Genomic DNA, 21,589 nt, shown 5'->3' on the forward strand with positions numbered 1-21,589 from the left:
TGTCATTCCTGCGAAAGCAGGAATCCATGTCTTTTAACCTGGAAATAAATTTTACCATGCTTTTTTAGAAGATACTTGTTGACGTGTCGCTAACCACGCAGCCGTCTGAAAACCGGATCAACCGCTTGCTGTAGGCCGCTATGTCAGGCTCGTGGGTGACAAGGATAACAGTTATCCCTGAGTCTGTGTTCAATCTTGCCAATAGCTCCATGATTTCCTTGCTGGTAACGGTGTCGAGGTTTCCGGTTGGCTCATCGGCAAGGATGATTGGTGCGTCGTTGACCAGCGCCCTGGCGATGGCCACGCGCTGCTGCTGTCCGCCGGAAAGCTGATTGGGATTGTGGTGCTCCCGGCCACTGAGTCCGACCAACGACAGGGCATGTGAGGCACGCTCTCTACGCTCTTTTGGCGGTACGTTACTGTAGAGCATTGGCAGTTCAACGTTTTCGATGGCCGACGTCCTCGATAGCAGGTTGAACCCCTGAAAAACAAAGCCAAGCTTCTTGTTCCTTATGCTTGCACGCCCGTCCCTGCCCAGCGTAGAGACGTCCATGCCATCAAGTAGGTACTGCCCGCTGGTGGGCGTGTCAAGGCATCCAAGCAGGTTCATAAACGACGACTTCCCTGAGCCGGACGGCCCCATAATAGCCACAAACTCCCCCTTGTCAATCCCGACGGAGACGTCCCTGAGGGCGTTGACCGGAATGTCGCCAAGCGTATAGACCTTTGATATCTGTTGCGTCTGTATGAGCATCGCTATTAAAACATCCTTGGTCCACCGGAGGTTGGTTGGGCCTTGGGCTTTTCAAGTGATTCCACGATCAGCTCCTGTCCTTCAACGAGGTCGCCACTGAGCAACTCTGTATAGGTGCCGTCACTGATGCCGGTGTTTATTGCAATTCGCTTTGGCTTGTTGCCTTCATTAATCCAGACACCTCTGCCTTTGTTCTGTCCGGGCTTTTGCCCCTGGGGGCTTTTCTCTCCCTTGGACTTGTCCCTGTCAGGGGGCTTGAAGCGTAAGGCGGAGTTTGGAAGCCTCAATACGTCCTGCTTCCTGGAGACTATGATTGAGACGTTTGTGGTCATTCCCGGTTTGAGCTTGAAATCCGGATTTGCCACCCCAACCACCACGTCATAGGTGACGACGTTTTGCACGACAATGGGCGCATTTCTGACCTGCACTACGCTGCCATTAAACGTGACATCGGGATAGGCATCCACTGTAAACTCAACGATTTGTCCGACCTCAACACGGCCAATGTCCGCCTCTGCCACGTTGGTATCGATCTGCATCTTGGTCAGGTCCCGGGCTATGCCAAAGAGTGTAGGGGTCTGAAAACTCGCCGCAACCGTCTGTCCGACATCGATTGTCCTCGATACAACGATGCCGTCAACGGGGGAGACGATCCTCGTATACCGGAGGTTGGTCTCTGAGGCTGCCAGTGCTGCCTGTGCTTGGGCGATCTGTGCCTTGGCCGCATCCACCTGGGCTGCGGCGGTGTCGCAATTGGTTGCAGCGGTGTCGCGGTCTGCCTGTGCGATGAGGTCCCGTTTGAGGAGTTCCTCGTTTCTACCCAAAGTCCTTTTGGCGTCAACAAGTGTTGCCTCGGCCTTTTTCAGATTGGCCTGCGTAACGTACAGATTGGCACGTGCCTGGTCAACCTGGGAGACAAACAGCGCAGGGTCTATGCGGGCGATCAACTGCCCCTTCTTTACCGGTGAGTTAAAGTCAACATACAATTCCTGGATTATGCCAGACACCTGTGTCCCCACATTGACCATCGTCACGGCATTGAGTGTCCCCGACGACGTAACCGTAGATGTTATCTCACCACTGGTCACCTTTTCTGTTCTGAACCTTGGTCCGCTCTCTTTGCTCCTGGTAAATACAAAATAGCCCCCCACAACGCACAGTAAGATGAGAACAAAGGCAACTATCTTTTTTCCCATAAGCACTAGCCATCCTTATTTCAGGGTAATCGCAGTGTCAATATCACCCTGATGCGAAGTTGCGAGGTTTTCCGCCACCCTTGGGAGGGCCGACCAGGCCATCCTCTTCCATCATCTCCATGATCTGTGCTGCCTGGTTGTATCCAATCTTAAATCTCCGCTGGATGGAGGCTATGGATATCTCACCGATAGTCTGGGCGTATCTTACCACCTCTTTGTACATTTCGTCCCTTTCGGCGGTTGGGGTTGCGGTGACCGGTTCCGAGGGGCGGAGGTTGTTAAAGGCTGTGTAATCCGGCTTACCCTGAGCCTTTACATAGTCGGTGACGGCCTTGACCTCGTCTTCGCTAACGTAGGCCCCGTGAACCCTCATCAATCGTGCCCCCGGGGTCAGCAGGAGCATGTCGCCACGGCCAAGCAACTTTTCTGCCCCGTGGGTATCCAATATGGTTCGTGAATCTACCTTCGAGGACACCATAAAGGCAACCCGTGAGGGGAAACTTGACTTGATTTCGCTTGTGATAACGTCCGCCGTGGGATGTTGTGTGGCCACGATCAGATGTATACCCGCACCACGCCCCATCTGTGCCAACCTCACAATTGACTCCTCAACACCCCTGGCCGACGTAAAAATCAGGTCTGCCAGCTCATTGATCACGACCACGATGTAGGGCAACTTGTCTTCTTCGGCTACACCTGCGTTGAACATCTCTATGTTTTTTGCCCCCTGAGTCGCTATGTGACGATAACGCCTGTCCATCTCAAGTAGCATCCTGGCCAAGGCATCGGATGCCTCCCCGGGACTGGTGATCACGTGACTGAGAAGATGCGGGATACCGTTGTACATGGAGAGTTCAAGCAGCTTGGGGTCTATAATCAACATCTTCACCTGCGACGGCTTGACCTTGTAGAGAATGCTCAGTATCATGGCATTGATGACCACACTCTTGCCACACCCAGTTGTCCCTGCCATAAGCAGGTGCGACAACCTGGAAAGCTCCTCTACCACGGGATTGCCGTATATGTCTATACCCATAGACATGGTAAGCAGGGCACTGCGCTTTGCAAACCTGTCTGAGTGTATGATCTCTTTGAGGGTAACAACAGCCGCCACCTCATTTGGAACCTCTATGCCAACAGGGGCCTTGCCGGAGATCAGAGAGACCCGTACCTTCAGTCCGCCCATGGCACGGCCAAGGTCATCAGACAATGACACCACCTTGCTGAGTTTGACACCGGAGGCCGGCTCAAACTCGTACATCGTCACGATAGGCCCCGGACTAACGTGTACAATATTGCCATCAGCGCCAAAGTCAGACAGTAATTCCTGGAGGTTTGCTGCCCCTCGCAGGATTTCCTCCTTTGTAAATGCCTGACCATCCGTGTGTTCGCTGCTAAGGAGCTCCGCCGGGGGCAACAGGTATTGCCCCTTCCTTGCCTCTGGAATCTTTGGTGCGGTGGGCCTCCTGGGTGGGGCCGCCTTTGCAGGGGCATCCTTGGGCAGTGTGGGTGGAGGTTCAGGGGCTTTGGCAGGGGCCTGGACAGGTTTTTTGGGGACGGGCGCTTTCGATACTGATGCTGCGGCGGGGGCATTTGTAACGGGGGCAACCGCCTTCTTTGGCTGCACCGCCTCTGTCACCCTGGGACGGTCAACCCGAGGGCCACCGATGTCGCCGTCCCTTGGGAGTGAGACCCTTTCGGTCAAGTCCTCCTTGCGGCTGTCTTTCTTGTACGTGGGGGTGGTTGAAAGAGACATCGGGATCAACAGCACTATGGACGTGTACAGGACTGAGAGGCTGATTATAAAAGCCACCACTGTGGAGAGAAACGTCTGCAGGATATAAGAGATAGAACTGCCTATCAATCCCCCCTTGACAATGGTTATCTCAAAGGTATCCCCCATGAGGGAAAAGTTTATGGACAGCGAAATAACCATCAGGACAACGCCTACTATGTTTTCAAGCCTCCTGGAGGCACCGGTAAACCTCCTTGCCGCATAGAAAAACAGTACAAGCGGGAGAGCATATGCCGACGTTCCAAGCACGGATATCAGGACATCAGCAATGTATGCCCCCACCATGCCGCCATAATTTTGGGGCGGAAGATTGGTATAGGTAAAGGGCGACGGGTCCCACTTATTGTACGTGGCAAGACTCAACCCCGCAAATAGCGCAAGAAGAGTCGCTAAAAAGCCAATTACCGTACTCCTGCCACTTTTCAGTTCTTTATCCATAGCAACAACACTATAACTCCGGCCAGGGTAAACCTGTAATAGACAAATGCCCTTAATGAGTATTTCTTAAAAAACGCCATAAGAAATTTAATGGCGATCAGGCCTACTATAAACGAGGCCGCTATGCCACACAGGAACACCTCTAGGTCAAATCCCGCTGTCGCACCATGCAGTAGCTTTACCCCGTGTAAGAGTGCAGCCCCACCTACCACGGGCGTGGACATGAGGAAGGAAAACCTGGCTGCCTCCTCCCTTGTGATGTTTAGGGCCAACCCTGCCGAAATGGTTATCCCCGAACGCGACACCCCCGGTATTATGGCAATGGCCTGGGCTATGCCCACCATCACGCTGTCATAGATGTCCATATCCCGTATGGATTTTTCCCTGGTGCCAATGCGTTCAACATAGAGCATCACAAACCCGACAACAACCAGACTTGCAGCTATCACCAACGGATTTCTCAGCGTTTCTTCCACGAATTCGTCCAGGAGCTTGCCCGCCACAGCCGCCGGGATGGTTGCCACAATGAGCAGCCCCAACAGTCTGTGTTTTTTGAGCAGGATGTCAAGCCAGTCCTTAAAAAAATACAACAGCAGTGCCAGGAGCGTGCCCACGTGCAGGGCTATGTCAAAAGACATGGACTCGGTTATCCCGTGCCAGTCAAATAGCCACGGTATAAGCACCAGGTGTGCGGTGCTGCTTATGGGGAAGAACTCCGTAACGCCCTGGACAGCCCCCAGGGCAATCGATTGAAGTATCTCTGCTCTCATACCTCTACCACCACCGGCATGATAATGGGTCGTTTGTCGGTGACATTTTTAATGTGTTTCCTCAGTGCGCTGTGGAGTTTTGCCTGCAACACGGAGGAGTCCTTTCCGACGTCCCGGTCGATGTTGCTGAAGGTTTCGACGATGAGCTTTTTGGCCTCGGAGATGACCATCTGTGAGGCGCTCTCCAGGACAAACCCCCTGTAGATGATCTCCGGTTCGGCAACGAGTTGCCAGAGTTCCTTGTTGATGTAGATCAGGACCAGTACAAAGCCATCCTGTGACAGGCGTCGTCTGTCTTTGAGGATAATATCGTCTCTGTCCACAAAGCCCTTGCCATCGACGAAGTGTCTGCCGCAGGCAACGCTTGAGGTTTTGGAGGCGCCCTGTGCGGTTATTTCGAGGATTTCGCCGTTTTGTGGGATGAAGACGTTTGCCTCCGGGATGTTGAGGTTACAGGCCAGCTTGGCGTGGTAGATCAGTTGTCTGTACTCCCCGTGGATTGGCATAAAGTAGCGCGGTCTGACCACGTTGAGCATCAGTTTCAGCTCTTCGTTGGATGCGTGTCCTGAGACGTGGACATCGGATATCTTGTCGTAGAGGACGTTTGCTCCGCGCTTAAACAGTTGATTGATTATCCTTCCTACGGCCTTTTCGTTACCCGGGATGGGTTTGGCCGAAACTATTACGGTGTCATCGGAGGCTATCTTTATGTGTTTGTGTTCGTTGATGGCAATCCTTGTCAGGACTGACATAGGCTCTCCCTGGGAGCCGGTTGTTATGATTACCGTTTCTTCGGGTTTGATGGTGTTCATCTGTTCGAGTTTCAGGAGGACATTACCGGGGATATTGAGGTAGCCGATGTCCATAGCGATCTTTGCATTTGAGATGATGCTTCGGCCACAGAGGATGATCTTTTTGCCAAAAGCCACAGAAACATCCACTGCCTGCTGCACGCGGTGAATGTTGGAGGCAAAGGTGGCAATGATGATCCTGCCCCTGGCCTTTGAAAATATGTCCTCAAATGCCCTCTTGACCTCCTTCTCAGATGGTGTGATGCCGGGTTTTTCAGCGTTTGTGCTATCAGAGAGCATCAGCAGGGTGCCCTTTTCACCGTACTCGACGAACTTGTTAAAATCCAGCAGTTGGCCGTCAACGGGACTGGAATCGATCTTGAAGTCCCCCGTGTGGATGATGTTACCAAGGGGCGTGCTGATACCAAGTCCCACTCCGTCAGCTATGCTGTGCGTAACGCGGATGAACTCGACCGTAAAGCTGCCAAGCCTGGCCCTGTCACGGGGTTTTATCTTCTGGAAGGGAACACCCTTTATGCTGAACTCCCGCAGCTTTTCCTTGATCAACCCCAGGGTCAATGGCGTCCCGTACACCGGTACCATCTTGCCGAGGTCCCTTAGCAGAAACGGCAATCCCCCTGTGTGGTCCTCGTGTCCGTGGGTGATGACTATACCGCGGAGTTTTTCACGTCTCTCCAGTACATAGGAATAATCAGGGATAACATAGTCAACTCCCGGCATATCATCATCGGGAAACATGAGGCCAACATCGACTATTATCATATCGTTATTGGTTTCAAACACCGTCATGTTTAAACCAATCTCCGCAACGCCTCCCAGCGGGATCACTAATAGCTTTTCTTCGTTATTTCCATTACACATATAGTTTTTCTTATCTTTCCCCCTGTTATTTTCCCATCTGCGGGGGGGATGGACAGTGGGTGTTTAGCAGAAGATTTCTGTCTGTTATTTAACAAGCAGTTCTAGTATGGCCTTTTGCGTATGCAGTCTGTTTTCAGCCTGGTCAAAGACTATGCTGTTTGTACCATCCAACACCGGAGATGTTATCTCCTCCCCCCTATGAGCCGGCAGACAGTGCATGATTAGCGTATCGGGTCTTGCATGTGCCATGAGGGCGTCATTTACCTGAAATCCGCTGAATTTTTTCTTTTTGTCTTCGGCAGCTCCCTTATCACCCATGCTGACCCAAACGTCGGTATAGATGACATCGGTCCCCCTTACGGCTTCCGAGGGGGCGTGAGATATGTGTATATCAGCCCCTGTTGCTGCCTCCAGCACATCCCTGTCAGGCTCAAATCCCGCCGGGCAGGCAACGGTCAACGACATGCCCGTCAACCACGCCGCATCAATGAGGGAATTGGCCACGTTATTGCCGTCGCCCACGTAGGTGAGTCTGACCCCCTTCAGGGTGCCCTTTTTCTCCTTGATGGTCATCAGATCGGCAAGCACCTGGCAAGGGTGGTGGCTGTCGCTAAGGGCGTTGATTACGGGTATTGTGGCATACCGGGCAAACTCCACCAGACCTGCGTGCTGGTAGGTCCTGATGGCCACGGCGTTGAGGTACCTCGATAGCACGCGTGCCGCGTCGGCTACGGACTCACCCCTGCCCATTTGCGTATCCCCCTGGTTGAGGTATATGGGAAGCCCGCCAAGCTGATATACCCCCACCTCGAGGGAGACCCTCGTGCGAGTGGATGACTTTTCAAACAACAGCCCCACCGTTTTGCCAATAAGAGGCCGGGCGATATTGACACATTCGCTCTTTAGCTCTATTGCACGGTCTATCAGTTGCTCACATTCCTCAGATGAGAGGTCAATGATCCTCAAAAAATCGCGCTTCATGACAGCCTCGTCAGTATTTCGGTTAGTGTGAAGATGAGGCGTTCTATGTCATCTTCCTTGACGACCAACGGGGGACAAAATCTCAGGGTGTTTTGTGCCGTGCAGTTGATAAGTATGCCACGCTCAAAGCAGGCCTGTACCACCTGGCTGCACTCCCTGGTTAGCTCCATCCCCAGTAACAGGCCCATACCACGAACGTCCACGATAATGTTGGGGAACTTTTCCTTTAGCTCTAACAGAGCGTTTTTCAGCATTGCTCCCATCCTCTGACACTCCGCCAGCATGATGCCATCCTCCGTAACCGTATCAAGCACGGCCAGGGCCGTGGCACAGGCCAGGGGATTGCCTCCAAAGGTTGAGGCATGACTGCCTGCCTCAAAGCCCTTTGCTATCTCCTCACGTGCAATGGTTGCCCCTATGGGGAAGCCGCCTCCAAGTCCCTTTGCCAGGGTCATGATGTCGGGTTCGATGTCAAAGTGTTCGTAGGCAAACAACTTACCCGTTCTGCCGATACCGGTTTGCACTTCGTCCATGATGAGGATGAGGCCGTGTGTATCGCAGTGCTGTCTGACCTCCTTGAAGTAGCCCTCAGAGGGGACCTGCACACCACCTTCGCCCTGAATGGGTTCAAGCATCACGGCGGCTGTTTTATCGGTTGTTGCATTTTTGAGTGCTTCTATGTCGTTAAATGGCACGTACCTGAAGCCGGGCAGGAGGGGTTCAAAGCCCTGGTGGAACCTGTCCTGGCCAGTGGCCGATATGCAGGCCATCGTGCGACCGTGGAAGGAGTTCTGTGCGGTTATGATCTCATAGCGATCTCCGGCGCTACGTTGATTGCAGTAGCGTCTGACGAGCTTTATTGCGGCTTCGTTGGCTTCGGCTCCGGAGTTGGAAAAGAACACCTTGTCGCCAAAGGAGTTTCTGACCAGTTGTTTGGCAAGCCTTATGTGGTACTCGTTGTGGTAGAAATTGGATACGTGGATGAGCCTCTGGGCCTGCTTCTGGATAGCTACGACTATCTTTGGATGGCAGTGTCCCAGGACGTTTACCGCAACACCTGCCAGGAAGTCCAGATACTCCTTGCCATCCATGCTCCAGAGCTTCATGCCTCTGCCCTTGGTAAATACCACGGGAAATCGTTTATACGTCTCCATCATGTACTGCTGGGATTCGTCCAGTGCCTTTTTTATCTCCATACTTTAATAATCACCCTTCATTTCTATTACAATGGCACATAGCATCGGAAACATGATTTCGTGATGCCCGACGAGGCTTATGGCCGAACCGGAATTGGCGGTTGGTCTTTTGAGCACATTTACCTCGGCCCTGTATTGTCTTATAAAGTCCATGTTTATAGTTGTAAAGTCCTCCACCCTGTAACCGATGTTTCTTGCCAGATTCAGCGCCTTCAGAAAGACCTCCGGGATGATAACGGCAGAGCCGAGGTTGATAAACACTCCACCATCGAGTGTGGCTATGATCGAGGTAAGGGTTCTGAAGTCTCGCATACTGCCCTCTCCGATGTTGCTGCCGTTGGCTTCGGGGTGCATGTGCAGGATGTCCGTACCGATGGCAACATGTACGGCGAGTGGCACGTTGAGGTCGAAGGCCGTGGCGAATATGCTTATTGACCTATTCTTGATTCTGTCGTCGGAGGCTATGAATTTGCCAATGGAGCTGCCCAGGCCCAGCCCTTGTGTTACGCCGTCGGATATGGCCGTATTGAGCATAACGCCAGTTTCTTCGGCCATGCCAAAGGTACCATGACAAAGCTCGGAGGCCACGTCCTCGGAGGTACATCCCATAAAGGCCATTTCAAAGTCATGGACAATGGAGGCGCCATTTGTGGCTATCGCCGTGACGGTCTCATTTTTCATGAGGTTTATGATAAGCGGTGAGAGGCCAACCTTTATTGGATGGGCACCCATGCCCAGGACAACGGGTTTATTCCGGTTCCTGGCTTCTATGATGGCACAAGCAGCCTTTTTCAGCTCTGATGCGGCCAGCACCTCGGGCATCGTATCAAGGAATCCCCTGAATGAGCCGCCCCTTAAAAACGGCTTACCCTGTTGCTGGAGGTTTACCTTGCTACTTCTCGCACTCAGAGAGTATCTCTTGACGTCTGTCAGCGGCTTATCCACGGACAACGATTTATCTCTCATCCGGTCATTATCTCTCTTTTTAATTTGCCATTATAATTTTTATAATTTCAGCTCTAAAACAAAGCCAAACTATAATATATAATAAATACAGAAATATTGTCAATATTTGATTTTCTGAATCCATCCTTATAGCTTGACTCCATAAAATTGCTACTTTTTGTCTACCGCCCTGATATCCAGTGCAGTTTCCTTCAAGCCCTCTATCTTTAGCACCTGTAAGGATTGAGTATCTCTATGCCACCGCTCTCTCTATCCCCACTGAGGTCTAAGACAGTGTTTAAGAAAGATATCAGTATCTCTTTCCTGTTGTGGATTGTCTGAACCATGATTAAACGGATTAAGAGGATTAACAGGATAACGGCATGTATAATAAGGGGTCAAGGGGTCAGCGCCCCCCCGGCATAAAAGGGGTCAGCGACCCCCGGCATAAAAGGGGCGAGCCGCCCCCGGCTAAGTTCCCCCGGCATAAAAGGGGGCTGGTCCCGCCCCTGCCGTAACCGCCCCCCTTGTAGCCTCTGCCCTGCCCTGTCCGATGACGGTGGAGAGGTAGCCGATCAATTGGCTGATCCCTTCGTTTGATGCGGCTGATATCTTAAACAACGGTATGGCCAATTGTTCACAGTATGCCGTCAGCAGGTCGAGTCTGTGTCCCTGACGTGCGATGTCGAGCTTGGTTGCAACGATGGTCTGTGGCTTGGCTGCCAGGTCGGTGTTGTGCATGGAGAGTTCCCTGTTTGTCTGCATAAGGGCCTCGACGGGGTCAAGTTCGATGTCGTCACTGACGTCAACCAGGTGCAGGAGCATAAAGGTACGCTCGGCATGTCTGAGAAACTGCAAGCCCAACCCAGCCCCCAGGTGTGCGTTTTCTATGATGCCGGGGATATCAGCCACCGTAAAGCTGGTGTAGTCCTTCATCTTGACAACCCCGAGGTTTGGCACCAGGGTGGTAAATGGATAATCGGCAATCTTGGGTCTGGCTGAGGAGATGCTTGCCAGCAGTGTTGACTTTCCGGCATTTGGCATCCCGATGAGGCCAACGTCTGCCAGTAGCTTCAGTTCGAGTATAAGGTATGCCTCCTGGCCGTCCTCGCCAGGTTGAGCGAACTTGGGCGATTGAAAGGTCGATGTCTTAAAATGGGCATTGCCCTTGCCGCCGCGGCCACCGCGCAGGACAACGGCCTCCATGGCATCCTCGGTGAGGTCTGCGATGACCTGCTCGGAGGTCTGGTCTCTGATGACAGTGCCAACGGGAACCCTTATGACAAGGTTGGGGGCATCCTTGCCGTGCATATCCTTGCCCATGCCGTGGCCGCCGTTTTTGGCCTGATAGTGTTTCCTGTACCTGTGATCAAGGAGGGTGTTTAACTGACTGTCGGCCCGAAAGACGATATCTCCTCCGACACCGCCGTCACCTCCGTTTGGTCCGCCCCAGGGGATATACTTCTCGCGTCTGAAACTGACACACCCCCTGCCTCCATGACCAGCCTTGGCATAAATGGTTACATAATCAACAAATTTCATAATCAACAAAGCAAAAAAAGCGGGGTCGAAACGCCCGCTCTTTTGTTATAGCCTCCCTTTATGGCCGCCCACAAATCCCTCCGGTGTTACCACTGCCACCGTTGTCTTTGTGGTGCCGTACAGCGCGTGTGTGTTATTTGTGTCGGATTGCTAGGCAGTTACCGGATATACGCTGATCTTCTGCCTGGTTCTGTCCTTTCTCTCAAAGGTAACCACACCGGCGATCATGGAAAACAACGTGTCATCTGAGCCAATGCCAACGTTCTCACCCGGATGAAACTTGGTCCCGCGCTGCCTGACCAAGATGTTGCCGGCCTTTACCACCTGACCGCCATACTTCTTGACACCCAACCGCTTGGACTGGCTGTCTCTGCCATTTCTTGTACTGCCAACGCCTTTCTTATGAGCCATTGCTACCTCCCACTATTTCAGCTATCTTAAGTATAGTGAAGCCCTGCCTATGTGTCCTGTACTTTCTGTGAGCCTTCCGGGGTTTCATTTTAAATATTTCTATTTTCCTGGTGCGTCCATTTGACAGCACCTGTCCCTTTACCGTGGCACCGGATACATAGGGAGCACCAACAGTCACCTTGCTGTTGTCAGAGATAGCCAGCACCTTATCTATTACCACCTGGTGCCCGACCTCAAACCCTTCCTTCGGACCCAACTTTCCAACCTTGACCCTGTCCTCAGGTGATACCTTGTACTGCTTGCCACCTGTCTCTATAATTGCGAACACCTAATCTATACCTCCTGAATCTTTACTTAATAGTTATATTTTAATATAAAGCCGGTACCCATTGTCAACCTGTTGAATTTTTTAATTTTTCTGGAGTAAAGGACCATTCGGACAGGCAACCGTAATCCATATTTACCGCGGACAATATCCAAGATCAGGAAAAAGTAATGTTGGCATCTTTGGTTGATTATTGCTAAAATATACATAACGGTGTCAGCAGGCGAACCAACAGAATAAAAAAAAGAGAGGTATGTTATTATGAAAGAAAGTTGTCCTGGTAGTCAGGAGATACGAAACCCTTTTCCGGAGCACCTGAAATGTGTTTACTGTGGCGGCGATAACGAGATATGGTCTGACGAAACGGAGACCAATTGCGGCAATTGTGGCAAGTTGATCTCCAGGGAGATGAAGGTGACGTGTCTGAACTGGTGTCCGGCTGCCAAGGAGTGCGTCGGGGTCGAAAAGTATCAACGTCTGATGGGTGCCAAGAAGGTGGACGGATAGGTTTAACCGTATCTGACCTGCGGTATCACGATGGCAGCGTTTAAACGGTGGTGGTTGGTGGGCGTTGTGTCGGTGGCGATTTTCGTGTTTGCCACGAAGGTGCCGCCAAACATGGATGAGTACCTGCAGTACCATCAGCTTGGCTGCTACTTCTTCCCCAATGCCACGGAGAACGTCTTTCGTGAAGGATGCTACGGGTACTACGACCTGAAGATTTTTGGCAAGTTTCTGCCCCTGCGTTCCTTCATGTACGTGGGATTTACGCCGTCGCTGTTTTACCTGCCCATGTACCTACTCTGGCCATACTATCTTTCGGCGCGTGTGATGGGAATATTTGCCTTACTGGTGATCACCTTTGTGATTCATCGGTTGGCGAAGTTGCCCTTGTGGTTGAGCGGGCTTATCGTCTTGTTTAGCTTTCCGGTTGTGTTTCAGAGCATTACGGACAGGGGACCGGTGCTCTATCAGATGGCGCTGATGTTTGTCATGTTGTACCTGTCATCCCGCCCGCCGAGTTTCGCAAGGGGTGCCCTGGCAGGGCTGATAATGTTTGTATGCATAGAGCAGAAGCCCTTCTTTGTCAACTTCATACCAGCAACGCTTATCGTTGCGTTTTTTTTGCTCAAGCCTCTCTTTGACTCCGGCAACAGGGCTGAGAGGTTGAAGATGCTCAAGTCGCTCCTCATCGCCGCGGTTGTTGCGGCAGTGCCGACCCTTATCCTGATGACGGCAGAGACGAGGTACGGCTGCCGGTACTATAACGACCTGCTCAGGCTCAACAGCGTCTCCCCGCTGGATTTTAGCAGCCAGTTGTATCACCTTAAGAAGAACCTCATTCCAAGCATGGTGGATTTCGCCCGGTTTGCCAACAGCATCTACGACGTTAGAGACACGGCCACCACGTTGACGGTATTACTATGGGTATCGTTTGCTGCGATATTTGTCACGGGTCAGCTCTACGCGGTCCGCGACATCGGCACAAGGCGCAATGCCCTGTTGGCAGGCAGCTTAGGTGCGTTTGTGCTCTGCCTGTACCTTGTAAATCTCTCACCCCACTCATGGAGGGGGCACCACTATGTCCTGGCGTTTCCTTTTTTGTTGTTGGCGATTGCCTTGTCGGTTGAGTACATCTACAGATACAGGAGGGCGTTGGCGGTCTCCCTGGTGCTGATCGTTGCCGTGCTCAACGTCGGTATTGCCGGCAAGGTGTTACAGACCCCGCCACACTGGCACGATGACTGGAGCAAGGTCAGGGTGCTGGATTACCTGCGGCAGGACGACATCGCTGCCAGGTACGTCTACGTCATCCCCGACTGGGGCATTTACTGTCTCTTTGCGTTGTACGGCAGCAAGCAGCAGATCGTTCTCTACGTTGACCCCCTCGATAACCCCTCAGACATCACCAAGATCGCCGAAATCGCACAACGCAGGCACAGGTTACACCTGCTCATTGCCCAACGCTCGACGTTTGACGTCTCAAGGCTGATCAACGCCGCCTATCCAACCCTGACACTGCTGCAGTACCCAGGCTACAGCGGTAGTGACGCATGGGTGATCAAAGCAGAATGAGATTCGTCCCGACATTATAGTCTACGTTGCAGACTCCATGTGAAACTTTCTTCATATAAGTTACACTACTGATTTGTAGTAACAATGCAACGTTGTAGCAGAGATAAAATGGCTTTAATCCTGACTTCAGCCTGTAAAGAGCCTGCCGGATATTTTATTTATTTTTCAGTGGATAAAAATATTTTGAAAATTATTTAATTATATGCTATACTCTCTAATGAGTATACTGTAGTGAACAACACTTACAAAAACATATTTATATGGCTCCTGATTGGTGGGCTTATGATCGTCCTGTTTAACCTGTTGAGCATACAGAAACCGGTACAGGAGGAGATGATATTTTCAGACTTCATCGAGAGTATCGAACAGGGCAAGGTGGTGGATATCACCATAAAGGAAAACGAAATAAGCGGTAAGCTCAATGATGGCAAGACCTTTAAGACCTATGCCATCGAGTACCCCGACCTGATAAAAGAGCTGCGCACCAAGGGCGTAAAGATCACCGTAAGACCGCCAACACCCAACCCGTGGTATGTAAACTTTTTCTTTTCGTGGGGGCCGATAATATTCCTGGCGCTGATCTGGATATTCTTCATGAGACAGATGCAGATTGGGGGCAACAAGGCCATGTCGTTTGGCAAGTCCAAGGCACGGCTGGTGTCGGACAAGACCAATAAGGTGACGTTCAAGGACGTAGCCGGCGTGGAAGAGGCCAAGGAGGAAGTGCAGGAGATCATCGACTTCCTGAAGGACCCGCAGAAGTTCACCCGATTGGGGGGCAGGATACCCAAGGGGGTCTTGCTTGTGGGGCCGCCTGGTACGGGCAAGACGCTGCTTGCCAGGGCAATCGCAGGGGAAGCCGACGTGCCGTTTTACTCGATCTCCGGTTCGGACTTCGTGGAGATGTTTGTGGGCGTTGGTGCATCGAGGGTCAGAGACCTCTTTGACCAGGCCAAGAAAAATGCTCCGTGTATAATATTCATAGACGAAATAGACGCCGTTGGCAGGCACCGTGGCGCCGGTCTCGGAGGTGGACACGACGAACGCGAACAGACCCTCAACCAACTCCTGGTGGAGATGGACGGTTTTGAGGGCAAGGAAGGCCGGATCGTTATTGCGGCCACCAACAGACCGGATGTCCTCGACCCTGCCCTGCTAAGACCAGGCCGGTTTGACAGACAGGTCGTGGTTTCCCACCCCGACGTAAAGGGACGTGAGGCCATCCTGAACGTTCACACAAAGGCCATCCCCGTGTCGGTGGATGTCAACCTTGCCATTATCGCCCGGGGCACACCGGGTTTCACGGGCGCAGACCTGGCAAATCTCGTCAACGAGGCAGCCCTGTTAGCCGCGCGCGTTTCAAAGGAAACCGTTGATATGGATGACTTTGACAAGGCCAAGGATAAGGTGTTGATGGGCGTAGAGCGCAGGAGCATGATTATCAGCGACGAAGAGAAGAAAAACACGGCCTATCACGAATCCGGTCATGCCCTGGTAGCAAAACTTACGCCGGGTACCGACCCCGTGCATAAGGTCACTATAATACCGCGTGGCAGGGCGTTGGGCGTCACACAGCAACTGCCCATTGACGACAGATATACGTACTCCAAGGACTACCTCCTTAAGACCTTAAAGGTGCTAATGGGCGGCAGGGCGGCAGAGGAAATCGCCCTCAATCACATGACCACCGGGGCTGGCAACGACCTCGAACGGGCCACCGACCTGGCACGTAAAATGGTCACCGAGTGGGGCATGAGTGATTCCCTTGGCCCGCTGACATTTGGCAAAAAGGAAGAACAGATTTTCTTGGGTCGTGAGATCGCCAAACACAAAGACTACAGCGAAAAGGTTGCAGAACAGATCGACGATGAGGTTAAGTCCCTGGTCATTGATGCCTACGCAAGCAGTAAGGCCATCCTGATGGAGAACTATAACATCCTGGAGGCCATGGCAAAACGACTGCTCGAAAAGGAGACCATCGATGGCCCGGAAATTGAGAGAATCATCCAGGAAGTAAACCACAACGGCCTCCAGGCCACGACCACGTAGTCTCCCTTAAGAGCTACCCCCTATGAATCCCCTATTCGACCTCAACCGGGTCTGCGTCATGGGCATACTAAACGTAACGCCGGACTCTTTTTCCGATGGCGGCAAATTCCTTGATAAGACCAGGGCTGTGCAACGTGCGGTTGATATGGTTGCCGAAGGTGCCGACATCATCGACGTTGGCGGCATTTCGACCCGTCCTGGTTCCGAGGCCGTTGACGTTGAGGAGGAACTCAGGCGTGTGCTCCCTGTTGTTGAGGCTCTCAGCGGCAAAATAGACGTCCCCGTATCGGTGGATACGTATAGGGCGGTGGTAGCCGAGGCGGCACTAAGTGCCGGTGCCGGTATCATCAACGACATCAGCGCCATGCAGTTCGACCCGGAGATGGCCGCAGTGGTTGCCAAAAGCGGTGCAGGGATCGTCCTGATGCACATCAAGGGCACCCCCAAAGACATGCAACTCAACCCCGTCTATGGAGACGTCGTGGAGGAGGTCTACGCTTACCTCAGGCAAAGGAGCGACGCAGCCCAACAGGCCGGTATAGCGGCATCAAGGATCATCATAGACCCCGGCCTGGGCTTTGGCAAGACCCTGGAGCACAACCTGAGCCTCATCAACAACCTTGGTCGCTTCAAGGACCTCGGACATCCGATTCTGATAGGGCCGTCACGCAAGGCCTTCGTGGGACATATCACCAACGTAGCCACCCCCGGGGACAGGCTTATGGGCAGCGCTGCCGCAGTTGCCATTAGTGTGTACAACGGCGCTTCAATCGTCAGGGTGCATGATGTCCGGGAGATGGTGCAGGTTGTACGGGCAGTTGAGGCCATAAAAGCCCAAGTATGTCCCCCCAATGGTCGGGGTTTTTAATTAAGAAATACACAGGATTAGATACCTTCGTTGAGGCCAGTGATGGCTCCTTTGACTTTGGACGTATTGATGAGGAGGTGGCAAGGCAGATTAAGCGCCTGGCAGCTCCTATACGAATGGAAAGGGGTAATGACAACTACGGTGAAATACACATAGAACAAAGACATGGGCAAGAGATTAGAAAAGTCGGCTATAAGGGCGTCAGAGACTTTGTTGAGGATGTAATAAAGGATTTTACACAAATACGTGAAAGCGGTAACAGATTAGTTCTTGTAAAAGAAAACGGATTGCCTCATGTATCTGCGATACAATTGATTCCGACTCCAGATGGCAACTATTATAGCGTGGTAACTGCTTACTTGATAAACTCTAAAGCCCTTACCAAAAAGAAACTGCTCTGGGAAAGAAGTCCGCGGCCGCCTTCTTCTGGTAAACCAGAGCAACCTACCACCCTTCGCAACATCAGCCCCACTGAGGCTCTGGAGGATGATGCTTCGCGGTTAAGCCAAAGCAGTTCTTCTACCTCTATTGTAGAACAATCCGATGAGTCTGTCAAGGGCAGGCACGGTAGAGGATTCGATGACCTTCGTTGAGACCGGTGATGGCTCCTTTGACCTTGGACGTATTGATGAGGAAGTGGCAAGGCAGATTAAGCGTCTTGTCGCTCCTATCCGAATCTCAACACCGAGATAATCAGCTCCGTATTGCAAGCTAATCAATCCTCGCCGTTACAACCTGGCTAAAGATCGGGCTTGCAACATCCTCAGCGTAGGCCGTGATGCTAACAGCCCGGCTGTTGATCGGGGTTAAGACGACCTCTCCCTGTGTGGTGTGATTTGCCACGAACAACGACAATCCTGTATGTGGGCTTTTGTCGCCCTTATTGGTGTGGTGGTTTATGAAGTCGCCAAGTACCTCGTCCATGCCACCGGGGAATGGCGTGTAGACAGCAGAACTGACTTCATTGTATACCGCCTGGCAGGTCTTACCGGTAGTCGCTGCATTGCCGGCCTCTATGCAGCCTGCCTTACCGGAACTGTCCGTCACGATTATATAAGGGTCGCCTGCTGCATATGAATCCAGATAGCCTTGCAGGCCAGAGACAGCGCCCTTTGCCCCTGATTCTAAGGCTCTAACTTTTGACTTCTCTCCTCCAACCATCTCTAATTGTTTTTGTGTCTTGGCGATCCATATCAACTGATGAATCGATACCGTTGTTGATATGCCGGTGACAAACATGAGGATAAAGATCGCCACGGAGACAAGCGTCCATCTCAACTGCCATGTTGCTGGTGTCTCGCTGCGAAGGAGCTTTAATTCCGCATAGAACCACCTCACAAATACATGCAGCCCCACTATTAACAATGCCAGGATCACGATACCTAACACGATCTCCGTTGCGTTAAACCTTATATTTTTAGCGATGTGAAGGACATAGTATATCCACCCCGTTGCAATGAAATAGGGTGTTTGAAATACAAACGCAGGAAATGGTAATAACCCAATAGCATATAATAGCCAACAGAAAATAGCCCCAAGAACGATTGTCGTTATAATAGCGTCCCGTATCTTGCGCAAGTTTTTTCTCAACTTCCAGAATACAAACGTGGTAGCCACAAAAGTAAACGCAAGGATAAACACAAACATAAGCTCGCCCAAGGGTAACGGTGCTGTATTGTCGTAGGCTATAAAAGAGCTTAGCAATATACCTGAAAGAGCGTTGAGAATAAACAGTAAAATAAAGATAACAAACAAATAATCCTTTCTGTCCAACCATTTCATATTCGTTCCTCCCGGGTTATTTCGATAATGCCGTTACAAATGTGCTAAAGATCGGCTCGGTAACGTCCTCGGCGTAGGCCGTGACGCTGATGACGGCACGACCGCTCAAAGGCGTTAAGACGATCTCCCCTTGCGTGGTGTGCGTTGTCACAAACAGTGGTAATCCGGTAAATAGGCTCTTACCCACTTTCTTGTTACAGTAGTTGTTGCAGTAGTTGATAAATGTGCTGATTACATCGTCCATGCCATTTGGAAAGGGCGCGTAGGTGGCAGAGGCGACTTTGTGGTATGTCAACAGGCAGGTCTTACCGGTTGCAGATGCGTTAGCGGCTTCTATGCAGGTAAGATTATCGGTATTGTCTGTTCTTATTCTGTATGGGGTGCCTGTTATGTATGACTGCAAGTAGTTTTGCAGTTCGGAGACAGCCTCCCTCGCTCTTGAGTCGATCTCCTGTTCTTTAATCCCCTGTCCCCCTACGGTAGTCCCCTGTGCCCTTACAGTTGCGTCAAAGATTGGGGATGCAAGGTCACTGGCGTAGGCCTTGATGTTAATAGCCCGGCTGCTTACAGGTGTTAAGACGACCTCCCCCTCCGTGGTGTGTGTTGCCACGAACAACGACAATCCTGTATACGGGCTTTTGTCGCCCTTGTAGATGTGGTGGTTTATGAAGTCGCTGATTATTTCACTCATGCCATCTGGGAATGGCGTGTAAGTAGCAGAGACGGTTTGGTTGTATAGCGCCTGACAGGTCTTATCCGTTACCGTTGCGTTGCCGGCCTCTATGCAGCCTTGCTTACCGGTGTCCTCCGTCACGATTATATATGGCTTGCCTTCCATGTATGAATCCAGATAGCCTTGCAGGTCAGAGACGGCGCCCTTTGCCGCTAATTCAACTGCCCTTAGCTTTGCACCCTTTCCTTCATCTCTCTTTACCACTTCCGGGGTTTTGGTAATCCATACTACCTGATTAATCAGCGCCGTTGATGATATCCCGATAACAAGCATCAGGACGGCAAACACAACCGTCCATGTCAACGGCATTGGCGTCTTGTTGCGAAAACGCCTGAACTCTGTCCACTTCAGGACAATATGCAGCACCGCTATCAACAAAACCAAGAGAAGCACCATTGTTAATGCTATCTCCGGCACGTTGAGATTTATGTTTTCATCAATGCTAAGGGTATAATATATCCACCCTGTTGCGATGAAATAGAGTGCTTGAAATGGAAACGCAATAAACGGGAATAACCCTATACGATATAATAGCCAATTGAGAAAGATTGCGCCCCCCATAATACTTAGCAACTTGAGCTTTTTAGATAAATCCATCGGCATGTCCTATTTGTACGTCCGTTTTGGCAGTTCATGTTTGTCTGTTTGTTGTTGCAGGACGTAGGACTTGTCGTCCTTGACCCAAGCCCCAGGCGTCATCAGCTCCCTTGCCCCTGCGATCATCACCAGTACCAGGTGAAAAGCCAACCCCCACAGAAAGACCATCGCAACGGCGCTCTTAAACGACAGCGGTGGCAATACCGGGAAGTCCTCACGCAGGAAGTTCCACAGCCTCCACAGTGCAAACGTTGTAACCGCAAAGACAAGCCCGAAGAAGGATAACGCCTTCAGTCGCAGTGATACCACATCGGACAATATAATGCTGATTGACGGCATCCCCGCATAGGCCTCGGAAGCAAACAGGACGATAGAGACAGCGATACAAAACACCTTTGTGTAACCCCAAACCTTACAGTGATTTCGGTTCATCTTCGTACCTCCTAAATTTATGTGTGATGACATTTATGCTTAAATGCTAACATATCGCTGTTTTGTATTGCAAGCAAGTGAAATATGCGGTAATTTCTGTTATGAATGTATCCCTTGCTTCATCTCCTATGTTTGTTATATTATTCATATAGCCCTTCAGTGTTTTGTATCGTTTGTCATAGCTATATTCCAAGACATTTGTGAGGGCTAAGAAAAAACACCTATGCAAAATTTATACACCAGCATGGTAGAGGATTGAGATGAATTTCGTTGAGGCCGGCGACGGTTCCTTTGACTTTGGATGCATTGATGAGGAATTGGCAAGACAGATTAAGTGCCTGGCTGCACCGATAAGACTGCAAAGGGGCAATGAAAAATATGGCGAAATACACATAGAGCAAACGCATGGCAACCAAATAAGAAAAGCCGGATATGTACATGTAAGAGCATTTGTTGAAGAACTCACGAAAAACTTTACACAAGTACGAGAAAATGGCAAGCGGTTGTTGTTGGTAAAAACAAACAGTATGCCTCACGCTTCCGTAGTAGAGTTAAGGCCTACACCTGATGGTAATTACTATAGCGTGGTAACCGCTGGAATCTTTAGACCTGATGAGCCTCTTGCAAAAAGAAATCAAAAATCCCTACAAATATCTACTCTCTCATCTTTAATGAGGTCTAAATTTTATTCACTCACATAAAAATCTCCAAATCTTCTATTTTATCGGACATAATTGCCAATTTGTTCTGATTTTAGACGCATTTCTCCCTCATAATGCTAAAACAACCTTTTTTTAGGTATCTTTTATCGTTTAGGTTATCAGTTTTAACATTTGATCGGCAAATAAGACAACAATTCCGATCATCAAGTGCATCTTTACTTTCATGCTTCCCCTTACCAAAACATTATTTCCACCAAATTCGGTCTTCAATCTACCATTGACTCTTTCGATTGTAGTACGTTCATTATATCTTATAGCCTCTGCAGTGGACATTGGTAAAACGCTGCCACGGCGAGGATTTTTG

At 50.9% G+C, this 21,589-nt stretch carries 20 protein-coding genes and 1 pseudogene; 6 read left to right on the top strand and 15 right to left on the bottom strand.

Translation table 11 applies throughout. From position 1 onward, the window contains the following. Nucleotides 1–64: 64 nt before the first annotated feature. The 11 genes from Mcas_RS10385 to rplU form a co-directional block, all read right to left on the bottom strand. Entirely contained in the window at nt 65–754 is a 690-nt protein-coding gene (locus Mcas_RS10385) for an ABC transporter ATP-binding protein (RefSeq protein WP_040335469.1), read from the bottom strand. A gap of 5 nt (nt 755–759) precedes the next feature. Continuing rightward, on the bottom strand, nt 760–1,950 hold the full coding sequence (locus Mcas_RS10390) for an efflux RND transporter periplasmic adaptor subunit (protein ID WP_040335470.1): 1,191 nt from the start codon (nt 1,948–1,950) through the stop codon (nt 760–762). A 43-nt stretch (nt 1,951–1,993) separates the two neighbouring features. Then, nucleotides 1,994–4,183, bottom strand: coding sequence for a DNA translocase FtsK (locus Mcas_RS16780; protein WP_052567157.1), 2,190 nt, complete (start codon nt 4,181–4,183; stop codon nt 1,994–1,996). Next, the gene (locus tag Mcas_RS10400) at nt 4,168–4,953 is read right to left on the bottom strand and encodes an undecaprenyl-diphosphate phosphatase (RefSeq protein WP_040335471.1); all 786 of its coding nucleotides are present in this window, start codon (nt 4,951–4,953) and stop codon (nt 4,168–4,170) included. Before Mcas_RS10400 ends, Mcas_RS16780 begins: the two co-directional genes overlap by 16 nt. Next, on the bottom strand, nt 4,950–6,626 hold the full coding sequence (locus Mcas_RS10405) for a ribonuclease J (RefSeq protein WP_040335472.1): 1,677 nt from the start codon (nt 6,624–6,626) through the stop codon (nt 4,950–4,952). Before Mcas_RS10405 ends, Mcas_RS10400 begins: the two co-directional genes overlap by 4 nt. Nucleotides 6,627–6,710: 84 nt before the next feature. Further along, nucleotides 6,711–7,607, bottom strand: a complete 897-nt coding sequence (gene argF, locus Mcas_RS10410; RefSeq protein ID WP_040335473.1) for an ornithine carbamoyltransferase — start codon at nt 7,605–7,607, stop codon at nt 6,711–6,713. After that, nucleotides 7,604–8,803: an acetylornithine transaminase gene (locus Mcas_RS10415; protein WP_040335474.1), complete on the bottom strand. Its 1,200-nt coding sequence runs from the start codon at nt 8,801–8,803 to the stop codon at nt 7,604–7,606. The genes argF and Mcas_RS10415 overlap by 4 nt, the downstream gene beginning before the upstream one ends. 3 nt (nt 8,804–8,806) lie before the next feature. Beyond that, entirely contained in the window at nt 8,807–9,769 is a 963-nt protein-coding gene (locus tag Mcas_RS10420; RefSeq protein WP_040335475.1) for a GSU2086 family protein, read from the bottom strand. Nucleotides 9,770–10,219: 450 nt separating this feature from the next. Further along, nucleotides 10,220–11,290 carry a GTPase ObgE gene (obgE, locus tag Mcas_RS10425; RefSeq protein ID WP_081853777.1) on the bottom strand — a complete coding sequence of 357 codons (1,071 nt, stop codon included), beginning with the start codon at nt 11,288–11,290 and terminating at the stop codon, nt 10,220–10,222. A 150-nt stretch (nt 11,291–11,440) separates the two neighbouring features. Continuing rightward, nucleotides 11,441–11,701, bottom strand: coding sequence for a 50S ribosomal protein L27 (gene rpmA / locus Mcas_RS10430; RefSeq protein ID WP_040335476.1), 261 nt, complete (start codon nt 11,699–11,701; stop codon nt 11,441–11,443). Continuing rightward, entirely contained in the window at nt 11,691–12,029 is a 339-nt protein-coding gene (gene rplU, locus Mcas_RS10435; protein WP_040335477.1) for a 50S ribosomal protein L21, read from the bottom strand. The genes rpmA and rplU overlap by 11 nt, the downstream gene beginning before the upstream one ends. Nucleotides 12,030–12,287: 258 nt before the next feature. Here rplU and Mcas_RS10440 point away from each other — a divergent pair, with 258 nt between their 5' ends. The 5 genes from Mcas_RS10440 (at nt 12,288) to Mcas_RS18505 (ending at nt 17,612) form a co-directional block, all read left to right on the top strand. After that, entirely contained in the window at nt 12,288–12,533 is a 246-nt protein-coding gene (locus Mcas_RS10440; protein WP_040335478.1) for a hypothetical protein, read from the top strand. Between the two features lie 30 nt (nt 12,534–12,563). Continuing rightward, nucleotides 12,564–14,102: a glycosyltransferase family protein gene (locus Mcas_RS10445; RefSeq protein ID WP_156033309.1), complete on the top strand. Its 1,539-nt coding sequence runs from the start codon at nt 12,564–12,566 to the stop codon at nt 14,100–14,102. A gap of 231 nt (nt 14,103–14,333) precedes the next feature. After that, nucleotides 14,334–16,151, top strand: coding sequence for an ATP-dependent zinc metalloprotease FtsH (gene ftsH, locus Mcas_RS10450; protein WP_040335480.1), 1,818 nt, complete (start codon nt 14,334–14,336; stop codon nt 16,149–16,151). 22 nt (nt 16,152–16,173) lie between these two features. Further along, nucleotides 16,174–17,019, top strand: coding sequence for a dihydropteroate synthase (folP, locus tag Mcas_RS10455; RefSeq protein ID WP_052567159.1), 846 nt, complete (start codon nt 16,174–16,176; stop codon nt 17,017–17,019). A gap of 77 nt (nt 17,020–17,096) precedes the next feature. After that, the gene (locus Mcas_RS18505; protein ID WP_162176306.1) at nt 17,097–17,612 is read left to right on the top strand and encodes a hypothetical protein; all 516 of its coding nucleotides are present in this window, start codon (nt 17,097–17,099) and stop codon (nt 17,610–17,612) included. Between the two features lie 118 nt (nt 17,613–17,730). On the opposite strand, the gene Mcas_RS10465 is transcribed toward Mcas_RS18505, so the two are convergent. From Mcas_RS10465 to Mcas_RS10475, 3 genes are all read right to left on the bottom strand, one after another. Further along, nucleotides 17,731–18,801, bottom strand: a complete 1,071-nt coding sequence (locus Mcas_RS10465; protein ID WP_040335482.1) for a hypothetical protein — start codon at nt 18,799–18,801, stop codon at nt 17,731–17,733. A gap of 16 nt (nt 18,802–18,817) precedes the next feature. Further along, on the bottom strand, nt 18,818–19,930 hold the full coding sequence (locus Mcas_RS10470; protein ID WP_156033311.1) for a hypothetical protein: 1,113 nt from the start codon (nt 19,928–19,930) through the stop codon (nt 18,818–18,820). Between the two features lie 210 nt (nt 19,931–20,140). Beyond that, a complete protein-coding gene (locus tag Mcas_RS10475; RefSeq protein ID WP_052567161.1) occupies nt 20,141–20,563 on the bottom strand; it encodes a hypothetical protein in 423 nt (140 codons plus the stop codon). A gap of 260 nt (nt 20,564–20,823) precedes the next feature. Between Mcas_RS10475 and Mcas_RS10480 the strand changes: the two genes are divergently transcribed. Next, complete coding sequence (locus Mcas_RS10480; RefSeq protein ID WP_040335484.1) at nt 20,824–21,264, top strand: hypothetical protein; 441 nt, start codon at nt 20,824–20,826, stop codon at nt 21,262–21,264. 111 nt (nt 21,265–21,375) lie between these two features. Here Mcas_RS10480 and Mcas_RS18830 read toward each other — a convergent pair. Continuing rightward, a pseudogene (locus Mcas_RS18830) lies at nt 21,376–21,589 on the bottom strand (IS5/IS1182 family transposase); the annotation flags it as partial.

The sequence above is a fragment of the Candidatus Magnetobacterium casense genome (genome assembly GCF_000714715.1).
Taxonomy (GTDB): Bacteria; Nitrospirota; Thermodesulfovibrionia; order Thermodesulfovibrionales; family Magnetobacteriaceae; genus Magnetobacterium; species Magnetobacterium casense.